Here is a 12,044-nt window from a genome sequence, read left to right as displayed (position 1 = left end):
TCGGAATTCGAAATTACTTGTTATGAAAACATTTGGTTTAGCGTTACTGTGCAGTCTTCAGGGTTGCTGTGTAATTCTGATTTCTAATTCTTTAATTACGAATTACGAATTACGAATTAGCAATTAAAAGTTTTCCTGGTGTCTATTGCGCGGTGGAACCACACTGAACCCTTCCCGAACTCAGAGGTGAAACGCTGTTGCGGCAACGATAGTTTAGGGGTAGCCCTACGCAAAAATAGCTCGGTGCCAGGGATATTTATACTTACTAAAAGCCGCAAGCTCACATCAATGCTTGCGGCTTTTTTTTGGATAATTATCTCAGAAGGTTTATTCTCGTGGTAAGTATAAACGCCGAGCTAAAAGGTTAACCATAAAGTTAAGTACACTCCGATGTCTTTCAACTTGGCAAATTTTCTTAACTTGGTCATTGACAGACTCTAATTACAGCCCGCTTGCGGAGTAAAATTTTATCCATCAAGGGAAGCAACTTATTTTTCATAAGTAATGATAACCTATGGCATACTTTTGTTACAGAGTGAGTGGGGCTAATGGAAATTGAAGAACTCAGGGCGCTGATGGGACATGAAAAGATTCAAACCACATTACGGTATCAGAAAGTAACGTCTCAATGTGCCGAAGAAGTAGCACAATTGGCGTTAAAAAAGTTACTAAACTTTTCTAAGTAATTTCGGTATATAGCTTGATTATGTAGCAATAGAAAATACGAATACTTTTTTCCAAAATATTATCAAGGTGCAGGGAATACATACTACTCTGCACCAACAAACTAAGGATAATCAGCAACTCTTGGGTACTTTAGAAAAACAAGTGGTTAAGATGCTTCCTTGGCAGGGCTTTCAGTCTTAGCATACAATTTTCCCGTTTTGGCACAGTGATGCCTACCTCTTCACTATTGTTTAGAAAAATATCATATCCTGCTTCATGATTACTTGAATTAGATGTCGTTACTTATACCATTGTAGTAGCAGCTTAAAAGATTGATATTAGAGAAGTAGTTTAAAAATATAGCTTATCTGTCTACTACATGAATAAAAAATGGGCTGCTAAAAGACTTACAATCAATCTGACATCAAGCGAAGCACAGAAGTTAGAACAATACTGTTTAATGACAGGGAGACCAGCAACCGATGTAATTCGGGAGTTAGTTCGCTCTCTTTCTACTCAAGAGGAAAAAGTTTCTTAAACTTAGTAAATCGTACTGAACAAAACCATGATAAGTACATCTCTTGAAAGTGAAATATAGTGTTTCACAGTTATTGTCCTGAAAACAGCACTATTGGTAGCAGATGAACACAATTTAAATGTAATGCTGCTAATTTAGCCATACCCAACATGGATGGTTTTGATCTGATAGTTTGCCTACATACGAATCCGCAAATTCGTTATGTTTTTATCATTCATTGCCAGCGTATTCAAGGAAAATAACTAGCGGAGTTTAAAGGCAGGGAATAGCATTCCTGCCCAAACACCTCTAGTTTGACGAACTACTCTATAGACCAATACGCTTGGGTTAAGCTTAAAACTCTTTGTGCAAAGTCTAATTTTGTTAACGTAGATGGCGGAGTGGCTTGCAGCAGGCTACCGCAGACGCGCAGAGAAGTCTAGTACTTGAGCGCGTTCCCCGTTGTTAGCGCAGCGTCTCCAACAGGAGAAGCAACTGGCGCGATACAGAGAGAAGAAAAAAATGCTTACTTAACTTGTTTATTTGCATCTATTATCCCACAATCAGTGATGGCTTTGCCAAAACCTACCTTTTAGATTCAATATCTAAGAGGAAATCGATCGCCCAGAATATTATGAGAGAGTGTGTTCGCGTAGCTTACCGTGGGTAGGTATGTTTGTTCTTAATTGCGACGGAAATTTCTCTTACGTTGTTTGTGCCTTGCAACTTCTTTGCGCTTGTGTTTTTCCAAAGGTGTTTCAAAGTGACGATGCTTTCTCATGTCTGGAAAAATACCTGCTTTGGAAACTTCCCTCTTAAATCGACGTAAGGCTGACTCAATTCCTTCATTTTCGCCCACAAATACTTGGGTCATTTCATCTCCTACTTAATTGGTACTGGGCAATTTCAAGCTATCCAGTAGACCGGAGCGCAAAAAGGGCAGATAATGATTCTGCCCTTAAGACGTTAAAACTTAATTTTTGATCTTAAAGCTTAAGCTTAGTAGCGTCCTCGGTTGTATCCACCACCGCCGCCACCGCGACGATCGCCACCACCACCACCAAAGGAACCACTTCTATCTTCCTTCGGTTTGGCCTTGTTCACTTTGAGATCGCGTCCCATCCACTCAGCACCATCAAGAGCTTCAATGGCAGCTGTTTCTTCAGCTTCTGTACCCATCTCTACGAAAGCAAAGCCGCGTGGACGACCTGTTTCACGGTCAGTAGGCAACTGAACGCGTTTTACGGAACCATGTTCTGCAAAAACTGTGGTGAGGTCTTCTTGTGTAACCTCGTAGGATAGATTACCTACATAAATTGACATGCGTTATCTCCAAAATCATAGGTGTGTAGAGATTTAGATTTCGGAGACAAGCTTGTTAAGACCAAAAGGGAAAAGCCTGTCAATACTAAAAACAAACGCTGTAACCGAATTTTATTCTCACCTAACTACCTTAGCACATCATTCAGTTCTTACCCATTGTAAAAAAGGAAGTACTAAGAGTCAGCGATCGCTATTAGGCTTCTCAAACATCCTCTAAGTCTTAGATTTATGGGTGAACTCCGATATTGGGTAGCAGAAATTGCCCAAATAATTGGAAAATAAATGCAGTTCGTCACTGTAACTACCTGAAAATGCCAACTATACTTGCTGACGCACAAAATTTACTTTCTGACCTGATCGCCCGCTATTCAGAGCGTGTAGATTATCTGATGATCCGCCTTGAAGAAGCAGAGGGGACTGATATCTTGTTGCGTGGCGATAAGGTAGAAACCCTCAGTGAAGGCATCTCCATTGGTGGTCATATTCGCGCTTGTTATAAAGGTGGATGGGGGTTGAGCTGCTTTAACCAACTAGGAACAATTCAAGATCGGATAGAAGAAGCGATCGCTGCGGCGCGGATGGTTGGTGATGAAGAAACTTTACTTGCACCTATTGACCCAGTGCAAGCAATATGCGTTCTACCTCTAAAAGGCAGCGACCCCAGAAAAATCGCACTCTCAAAGAAAAAACAATTATGCGATCGCTATACTGAATTGCTCAAAAGCGTTGATGACCGCATTACCACGACCTCGGTGCGTTACGGTGACAGCGCCCAAAAAGTGATCGTCGCTACCTCAGAAGGTACTTTGATTGAGCAATCTTGGGTGGATATGGAAATGCGCTTTGCCGCCACCGCCAGAAATGGCGAAACTGTACAAACTGGACGGGAAACTACTGGCTCTCGCAAAGCTTACGAAGATTTAACTGATTTGGATGAACAAGTAAAAGGTGCGGCTCAAAGAGCGATCGCAGCTTTATCCCTACCATCGGTCAAAGGTAATACTTATACCGTAGTCATCGATCCAATTCTCACGGGTTTGTTTGTCCACGAAGCTTTTGGACATCTTTCTGAAGCTGATATGGCTTATGAAAACCCCGATCTGCTAGAAGTGATGACCATTGGACGGCAATTTGGCCCAGAAGAACTCCAAATTTTTGATGGTGCGGCCCCAGAGGGACATCGCGGCAGCTATTTTTACGACGATGAAGGCACGCCTGCTACAACTACTCAATTAATTAAAGATGGAGTTTTAGTTGGACGTTTACATTCTCGTGAAACTGCTGGCAAATTAGAGGAAGCGCCTACTGGTAACGCTAGATGTCTGAATTATCACTTTAATCCTATTGTACGGATGACAAATACCTGGATTGAACGGGGTAAAACGCCAGTCAAAGACTTATTCACTGATATCAAAGAAGGAGTTTATGCCCGTAATTGGTTAGGTGGAATGACGAATGGGGAAATGTTTACCTTTAGTGCTGGGGAAGCCTGGATGATTAGGAACGGCAAAATTGCTGAACCTGTGCGGGATGTAACGCTTTCAGGAAATGTATTCCAAACTTTAGCGGATATTGAAGCAATTGGTGATGATTTTTACTGGGATGAATCTGGGGGTTGTGGTAAAGGAGGGCAAAATGGTTTGTCAGTAGGTTGTGGTGGTCCTAGTCTCCGAATTCAAGATGTAGTGGTTGGTGGAGAAATGTGAACTACGCGTACCATAACTTTTACTCCGGGTTAACTCAAGTTTAAATTGATGCAGGTTCGTAGTATGGACTAAAGTGCTTACTACAAACTCTCAAAGCTAGTTTGATAGACTAATATTCTCACCAGAAAATGCCTTAATTGAAATAAATTTGCCAGCCAGAAAGCCACGTTACTTGCGTAGGTTTTAATATCTTCATAAAGCACGTGGCTCTTTTTTGACGATCGCCAATATCAACTAAACCACACATCGAACAGCCCATATCCTGACGATCGCGTGTTGTCAAAATGCCGCCACCACGTTACAGAAAAGCATTAACTCCGGCAATATCTTTTTTGCTTAAACCGTTATCCACCTCCAAGCCAAATAGCCAAGGTTCATCAAAATCTGATTTTTCGAGACTACTTAGAACTGGATCGCTACCAACTGCATCTGGTTATAGCGATCGCTTTGCACTAATTTTGCACTAATACTTAAATTTTTCCATCCCTAAACATCCCTCCCAAGGATGAAAGTAACTCACAACTCTAGGTAGTAGCGCTAGAAGTCGAAGATGGCTAATGTAGATAAGAGTGATTTAGTATTCACTCTAATTTAATTCACCATATCAATCCTCACGTGGCGCGTGCTGGGGATTTACTGCCTGTCTGGATAATCTTGATAGCCTCAATTAAATGTTCCTTAGCAAGCAGAGCGACAGATTATGAAAGCAGATCAATTTCTGAAAAACTATGCCGCAGGTGTTAGAGACTTTACTGGTGTCAATTTGAGCGAGGTAAACTTAAGGGAAGCTAATCTCAGTGACGTAATTTTAGATAGAGCAATTTTAGATGGAGCTAATCTGAGTCACGCTAATTTAGCCCACGCCAGTTTGATTGAAGCTGACTTAAATGGAGCAGATTTGAGCAATGCTAACCTCATTGGTAGCAACTTAAGCGGAGCTATCCTGGATGGAGCTATCTTGGATGGAGCAGCAATGGAAGGAGCTAATTTGAGTCAAGCTGATTTGACAGTTGCTAAGTTGATCGAAACTAATTTGACTGAAGCAGATTTGCAGGAAGCAAATTTAATTGCGGCGAATCTAGATGGAGCCGATTTGAGTGGTGCAGACTTAACTGTAGCAGACTTATCCCAGGCAAATCTTACCCAAGCAGATTTGCACCAGACAAATTTGAGTGGAGCAAATTTAGAGGGAGCAAATTTAGAAGGAACCATCCTAGATGAGAATATTTAAATTCTAATTTCATTCCCATCTGGAGTATGGGAATGTATTCTATCTAGGCTGCTGACTCAATCTATCAGCCTGATTTTATCCATTAAGGAAAGCTGCTTTCCGTTTAGAACTTCCTCTAAAGTCAATTCTCTTCGTATACTTGACTTAGGTGGGTGTTTAACTGAAGACACACAGACACAGAGTAGTGTATGTCTTAGATATAACTTCTTTAGAAAGAATCTCATTAACATAGCGGTTCTCGTATCCTGCGGGTTCGCCTTTGGCGTTCTCAGTATGTCACTATGTATGGATACCTGTGAGGGGCACAGCAAGCAGTGCCATTGCTATCCCACAGTGGTCTGGATTTCATGCAGTTGAAAACCGCTATAGGCGATCACCCTCAAAAATTGGAACTTTAAACTGGGAAAACCGAACGCTGAGATGAAAACTCAGAATGTTGGACGAGAGTCTATAACTTGTGCGTACAGATTATCCGCTTGCAATAAAAAGCAAGGTGGATACATTTTCTATAGACAGGGATACTACTTTAAAAAAGTTTGCTACAAGTAGTGTTATTTAGGATTGTCATAATTAAAACAATTGACTCTCAACTATCAATGGTGAACTCTACCCTCCTCGTCACACTTTATATCAACCCTATGACAGGGAATGATACCAACACTGGTTCGCGGTTGAGTCCGTTTAAAAGCCTCACCCGTGCCTTAAAAGTAACCAAAATCCCCCCGCTAATTTATCTGGAGTCGGGCACTTACAGCGCCGCTAGTGGTGAGGTGTTTCCACTAGTCATCCCTGGAGGGACAACGGTGGTTGGTAACGAAGCTAATAAAGGTGCAGGGATTGTCATTTCTGGGAGTGGGGAGTATAAAAGTGCCAGCTTTGGCATACAAAATATCACGCTGCTCTTACTAGATAACTCCAGTCTTTTAGGTATAACTGTCACCAATCCTTCAACCAAAGGTACTGGTATCTGGATTGAATCAGCTGCACCTGCTTTAGCTAACAATACTTTGAGGGACTGTGGACGGGAAGGTGTGTTTACCACTGGTAATGCCAAACCTGCAATTTTAGATAATATATTTGTGCAAAATACTGCTAGCGGGTTAGTGATGGCAGGTCATAGCCAGGGAGAAGTATTGCGGAATGTATTTCAAAGAAACCCTTTAGGCATAGCAATTAGTGACTTTGCTACCCCGACGATCGCAAATAACAAATTATCAGAAAATCGCACCGCGATCGCACTTTCTCGCAACGCCCAACCAGTACTGCGTCAAAATCTTATTACTCACAATACCCAAGGTGGTCTATTTGTCAATGGCAATGCAATTCCTGACTTAGGTAATACCCAAGAGCCTGCTAATAATATTTTTCATGATAATAGTGAATTTGATTTATATAATGCTACTACACAAAAGCTGATTTCCGTAGGTAATCAGTTGAATCATACTCTAATCAAGGGCTTATTTGAATTGCTCCCAGTTAATGAAGTAGCAGTTAACACCAGTTTATTTGAGGCTGCGACTGAATCACCACCTCAAAACCTCCCCGCACCTGTTCAACTAGATGAACATTGGGCAGAACCATTTATCCAGGCACTAGTAAGCATGGATTTAACTCATCGTTTTGCTGATGGTAGCTACCAGCCAGATAAACCCATGACTCGCGCCCAGTATGCATCTCTGGTAGCGATCGCCTTTAACCCATTTCCCAAAATCTCAGCACCTGATTTTACAGATGTACCAAAGGATTTTTGGGCTTATAGCGCTATCCAAATCGCGGCTAGTGGTGGCTTTGTTGGCGGATTTAGCGATCGCACTTTTCGCCCAAATCGACACGTCCAGCGACTACAGGTGATTGTCTCCCTAGTAAACGGATTGGGACTACCACCTGCTGATAGCGATGTTTTAGAAGTATATAGCGATCGTCATACTGTTCCCGACTACGCCCGAAAAGCCGTAGCCACTGCTACACAACAAAAAATCATCGTCAATTACCCAGATCCCAAACTACTTGCACCTTCACGTTTGGCAACACGTGCCGAAGTTGCAGCAATGGTTTATCAGGCATTAGTTGCCATTGGACGAACATCTGCGATTAAATCAGTCTATGTAGGGTTGCATTCCAGAACTTGACAAGTAGAATAGGAAACACTGCTTATCGGCTTGGTACTCTTGGAAAAAAAAACCATGTAGTTAAAAGCACGCTACGCTAATATGCGATGGGTGAAAAATCTTAGACCTATTGCCTAAAGCTAATATCCCCATGTTAACAACACTTCCAGATACTTCTGCCAACTTGGCGATCGCTTTATTAATTAACTATAGTTTTGACCTCAGTGGGTATAGTGCCAATGAGCTAGTTGAGCGTTGGCAAACGCAATACCCACTGAATTGGCTACACCTGGCAGTGATTGAGGCACTATATCAAGGTCGTTATAAAGCGGTTTCCGTGCAGCAAATTTTAGTATTTTGGCAGCGCCGGGATCAGGCTACATATCATTTCAACATGGAATTTGAACGGATGATTTGTAGCAAATTTCCTCAAAGCTTAACCTCATTTGCTGCACCAGCCCTCCCGCTACCCAAAAAAAACCCGATTGTAGAGAAAGTCACGAGTCCTCAATTACCACCTGCAAAGATTCGTAACGGCTATCAATACAGCAATACTGCAACTCTACAACTGAAAAGTTCTGAACAAAAGACATCTTTGAGTGAAGAACACGAGAAGCAGGAAGATAGAGACAATAAAACCGTCTTGAAGTCCCCCCTAACTGGGAAGTTTACCTCTTCGGCCACCCTTCAGCGATCGCCTGCTGTCAGCCAAAGGCAAACTTCACAAGAAATTCCATTGCCTTCTCCATCATCAAGCCATCATCAACGACAGCCCAAACTGCTCCCACCGGCTGCTATTCATGCCCCTATCGGGCAATTTACTCCAGAAAAAAGCGATCGCTCTGAGTCTTTTACATCTAAACTCAAGGCGATGTCTGGCGAACAGAATCCGCCAGATATGGGGGGTGAGGCAGTGAAGGAGAAGAATCAATAACAAATGACAAATGACAAATAACTTTTTACTCTGCAACCAACTGTCTAAAGCGCTCATCATCAGCAATATCATCAAAATCTAGGTCAGTTGCCGCGTCTTCTTTATACCTGGAATTAAGTTCAATTGCTTGTTTGAGAGTTACCAGAGATAGTTCAACTTGTCTTTGCAGTGCGTAACAGGCTGCTTTGTTGTAATAGGCACTGGCATAATCGGGCTTAATTTCTAAGGCTTTGTTAAAACTAGCGATCGCTTCATCATCGCGTCCCAATCTTACCAAAGTATAACCGCGTTTATCCCAAATTTTGGGAGAATTTGGTTGGAATTCTAGCGCTTTATCAAAAGATGCCATTGCCTCTTCATACTGTTCCAAAGCCACTAGAGAAAGACCGCGATTCAACCAAGCTACAGCATCATCAGGCTTAATTTGTGTAGCTTTATCAAATGAAGCAAAGGCTTGTTGATGCTGTTGTAAGTTTCCAAAAGCAACGCCGCGATCGCACCAAGCTTGATGATACTCTGGTTGGAGTTTAATCGCTTGGTCATAAGACGCGATCGCATCTTTGTAGCGTTTTAACCTTCCGAGAGTTAAACCTCGTTTTAACCAAGCCACAGGCTCATCAGGTTGGATTTTAACCGCTTGGTTGTAAGCTGCGATCGCATCTTCATAGCGTTTTTGGGAAAACAACTCATCTCCCTGTTGTACATACTCATCAGCAGTGAATTCTGGTTGTTGTGGCTGTTCCTGGATTTCTTCTTCAACTTCCGAATCCACCGCCTCTAGGATAGATTCAGGTGTAATTTCAGTTAGTTCTTGAAGGATAAGATCCTTTCTTTCTTGGGCATCCAATTGTAAATCCGAGAGTTGAGATACAAACTCAGTTTCTAATCTTTCTAACTTATCCAAAATGAGAATCTTTTGTTGTTGAGCATTCCATTGCAATTCAGAGAATTGTAAACTAAACTCAGAACCAGATTTTTCTAAGTTTTCAATGATTAGCTCTTTCCGCTTTTGAGCATCTATTTGTAATTCAGATAGTTGTTCGGCAAACTCTGACTGCAATGTTGCAAAAATCTCAAATATTTTATTTTTCTGTTCGCGAGCATCCGCCTGCAATTCCGATAGTTGAGATTTAAATTGATTATTTATTTCTCCTAAATCCTCAAGAGCAATATCTTTTTTTTGTTGAGAATTTACTTGTAATTTTGATAATTTATCGACAAATTCTAACTGCAATTTTGTCAAACTTTCAATAACTATATCTTTTTCATTTTGAGCATCAGACTGCCATCCAGAAAGTTGAGAGATGAACTCAGACTTTGATACTTCTAAATCAGCAAGGGCTAGTTCTTGCTGCTGTTGTACACCTAACTTTAACTTAGACAACTCTTGTGTCAGAACAGATGCTAAATTTCCTAGATTTTCCAGTGCTATCTCTCTTTGTTGTTGAGCTTCTAACTCTAAATTAGATAGCCCAGAAGCAAATTTTGACTCTAAGATTTCTATATTTTCTTGAGATTTTTTGAGTTGAGTTTCTAATCTACTTAATACCTGTGCTTTAGCTAAATTGAATTCCGATGTCAGGGTAGATAAGTTTTCTTGTTCTGTTTTAATTTTTTGTTGTAAACTAACCGTTTCCTGTTCTAATTCATAATTTATTTTTCTAGCTTCTTGAATAATATTTTCAGACTCTTGCTTAACAGTAGCTAGCTGATTTTGTAGTTTTTCCATTCCCTGTAATTGTTGCATTGCTCTCTCAACAATTTCTCGGATTACCACGCGTCGTAGAAGCCAAAATAAAGCAATGATTGCGACTGGAAATAGACTTAATATAACTAGCCAGATATCGATTAAGATAGTTGTACGGCTAAAAGCGTTCTTAAAATCAGATTGAACTTGCTGTTGAATTCGCTTTTCGGCTCTTAGTCGCGTTAATTCTTCCCGTTCCTGATTTGATAAGACTGGAGTAGGAGTTAGTGCTGGGGAAGGTGATGGTGCAGATTGTCCACTGGCAATTCCAACGGATAACAGTAAGGGTAAAAAGACAATAGTGTTTTTTACAATTAAAGCGAAAATAGCTTGATTTTTGCTCTTCATAACAACCATCTCAGTCTGTTGGTCAGTTTTTGAAGCGGCGTGCCTCTCTCCAATCTATAACAGAATTAAGTGGTTAAATGTTGTAGAGGCAATGGGATCTATACTCAGCAGGTCTCTATATTCGCATCAGTCGCAGTAATGCCAGCACTAGAGAATCCCGTTTTAGAGGGTTTGGAAAAAGCGGTTTGTCTAGTCATTGTTCATTTCTCAAACAGCAGCCTAAGATTGCAGGCTGCTGTTTAAAAAACTCAAACTAGCTGTGTGCATTGACCAATGACTAACCATCGTTAACTACTGACTCCCCATTAAGGGGAGTTATTTGATATCACTTATCTAGCTAAAGTGAACAACATAGTTATCCGTCGCTTGTCTGATGCGGTGCATTTGTTTCTCCTGCAAAATCAATGCCGGAGGATGGGTAGAAAATGCTTAGACTGATGTCACAATTAATGGAGAATCAGTTAAGCAAGTTGAAAGAGGAATGTCATCAAGTCTCCTTTACCTAAGCTGATGCGATCGCCCGGTCGCAATCGATGACGGTTCCCCGGTAAAAGTGGCAAGTTATTAATGTAAGTACCATTAGAACTTCCCACATCTTCTACATAGTGAGCGTCTCCCTCAACGCGAATATCTGCATGAATCCGCGAGACAACTTCTGAATTGGGAAATCCTGAAACGTCTATATCTGGAGGAATCCGGTCATTAGGCTTGCCGATATGAATCACAGAGAGATTTTGTGGCAATTCAATTAGGCGATCGGTTTGAACGTGGATTAACCGCGCCATAACCTGCTGCAATTGCGTTCTGGCTACAGTTGCAGTTGGTACTGGTGCTGCTGGCGGGGGTACTTCAGCTTCAGAGACTGGCGGTGGTTCTAACGGTGGTGGAGTAGGAATACTTTGTCCAGAGACCACGGGTAGAGCTTCAACGGTTGGCATTGGTTCTGGGGGGCTACTTTCTGCAACAACTCCCTGTGCAGGAGCCACTGGAGGAACTGCCATCTCTGTTGGTGGTAAAGATGAACTGGGAGGATGAGAGTTAGTAGAACCGCTGATTCCCAAAGCATCTGGTTGTAAAAGTTCTAATAGTGGATCGGGTGGAACTAATGGCGGTACTTCCACAGGAACATCGGGAGTAACTGTTGTAGCTACCGGACTATGAACGTGTGGAACTCCTGCGGAGTGAAGGTTATAGCCACACTGACCGCAGAATGCAGCATCTGCCTGCACATTTGCTCCACAACTGGGACAGTTAGTAGTCGCAGGTAACGGTGTATAACAAGCTTCACATTGGACAGCGCCATCAGGGTTGGGATGATTGCAATTAGGGCAGACGATCATCGATATTTAGCCTTTGTTCAAGATCATCATAAAATTAGGTAGGACTGGCAAGCAGAGAGCGGGCCTAGCTTTAGATTTTAGCAATTACTGCTGATGGAACAATGAATTTTGGACGTTTTTACAT

General features: G+C 41.7%; 10 protein-coding genes, 1 rRNA gene and 1 pseudogene. 7 read left to right on the top strand and 5 right to left on the bottom strand.

Going from position 1 to position 12,044, the window contains the following annotated elements; genetic code table 11:
• Positions 1 to 134: 134 nt before the first annotated feature.
• Positions 135 to 252, top strand: a 5S ribosomal RNA gene (gene rrf / locus CDG77_RS30820).
• Positions 253 to 327: 75 nt separating this feature from the next.
• On the opposite strand, the pseudogene CDG77_RS38125 reads toward rrf, so the two are convergent.
• Positions 328 to 499: pseudogene (locus CDG77_RS38125) on the bottom strand (transposase); the annotation flags it as partial.
• 546 nt (positions 500 to 1,045) lie between these two features.
• Between CDG77_RS38125 and CDG77_RS30805 the strand changes: the two are divergent.
• A complete protein-coding gene (locus CDG77_RS30805; protein WP_094333032.1) occupies positions 1,046 to 1,204 on the top strand; it encodes a CopG family transcriptional regulator in 159 nt (52 codons plus the stop codon).
• A gap of 661 nt (positions 1,205 to 1,865) precedes the next feature.
• Here CDG77_RS30805 and rpsU read toward each other — a convergent pair.
• Together rpsU and CDG77_RS30795 are read right to left on the bottom strand one after the other, a co-directional pair.
• Positions 1,866 to 2,057 carry a 30S ribosomal protein S21 gene (rpsU, locus tag CDG77_RS30800; RefSeq protein WP_094333031.1) on the bottom strand — a complete coding sequence of 64 codons (192 nt, stop codon included), beginning with the start codon at positions 2,055 to 2,057 and terminating at the stop codon, positions 1,866 to 1,868.
• A 125-nt stretch (positions 2,058 to 2,182) separates the two neighbouring features.
• Complete coding sequence (locus tag CDG77_RS30795) at positions 2,183 to 2,506, bottom strand: RNA recognition motif domain-containing protein (RefSeq protein WP_094333030.1); 324 nt, start codon at positions 2,504 to 2,506, stop codon at positions 2,183 to 2,185.
• 311 nt (positions 2,507 to 2,817) lie between these two features.
• Here CDG77_RS30795 and CDG77_RS30790 point away from each other — a divergent pair, with 311 nt between their 5' ends.
• The 5 genes from CDG77_RS30790 to CDG77_RS30770 all read left to right on the top strand — a co-directional run bounded on the left by CDG77_RS30790 (position 2,818) and on the right by CDG77_RS30770 (position 8,485).
• On the top strand, positions 2,818 to 4,212 hold the full coding sequence (locus CDG77_RS30790) for a TldD/PmbA family protein (protein WP_094333029.1): 1,395 nt from the start codon (positions 2,818 to 2,820) through the stop codon (positions 4,210 to 4,212).
• Between the two features lie 284 nt (positions 4,213 to 4,496).
• Complete coding sequence (locus tag CDG77_RS37040) at positions 4,497 to 4,679, top strand: hypothetical protein (RefSeq protein WP_181154265.1); 183 nt, start codon at positions 4,497 to 4,499, stop codon at positions 4,677 to 4,679.
• Between the two features lie 233 nt (positions 4,680 to 4,912).
• Complete coding sequence (locus tag CDG77_RS30780; protein WP_094333028.1) at positions 4,913 to 5,443, top strand: pentapeptide repeat-containing protein; 531 nt, start codon at positions 4,913 to 4,915, stop codon at positions 5,441 to 5,443.
• Between the two features lie 596 nt (positions 5,444 to 6,039).
• Positions 6,040 to 7,572 carry a DUF1565 domain-containing protein gene (locus CDG77_RS30775; protein WP_094333027.1) on the top strand — a complete coding sequence of 511 codons (1,533 nt, stop codon included), beginning with the start codon at positions 6,040 to 6,042 and terminating at the stop codon, positions 7,570 to 7,572.
• Between the two features lie 130 nt (positions 7,573 to 7,702).
• The gene (locus tag CDG77_RS30770; protein ID WP_094333026.1) at positions 7,703 to 8,485 is read left to right on the top strand and encodes a hypothetical protein; all 783 of its coding nucleotides are present in this window, start codon (positions 7,703 to 7,705) and stop codon (positions 8,483 to 8,485) included.
• Positions 8,486 to 8,510: 25 nt separating this feature from the next.
• Here the strand turns inward: CDG77_RS30770 and CDG77_RS30765 are convergent, their stop codons facing one another.
• A complete protein-coding gene (locus CDG77_RS30765) occupies positions 8,511 to 10,580 on the bottom strand; it encodes a tetratricopeptide repeat protein (protein ID WP_094333025.1) in 2,070 nt (689 codons plus the stop codon).
• A gap of 461 nt (positions 10,581 to 11,041) precedes the next feature.
• Positions 11,042 to 11,920, bottom strand: a complete 879-nt coding sequence (locus tag CDG77_RS30760; protein ID WP_094333024.1) for an FHA domain-containing protein — start codon at positions 11,918 to 11,920, stop codon at positions 11,042 to 11,044.
• Positions 11,921 to 12,044: the final 124 nt, after the last annotated feature.

The sequence above is a fragment of the Nostoc sp. 'Peltigera membranacea cyanobiont' 213 genome, assembly GCF_002245975.1.
In the GTDB taxonomy this organism is placed as follows: Bacteria; Cyanobacteriota; Cyanobacteriia; order Cyanobacteriales; family Nostocaceae; genus Nostoc.
This window is presented reverse-complemented; position numbering and strand designations above follow the sequence as displayed.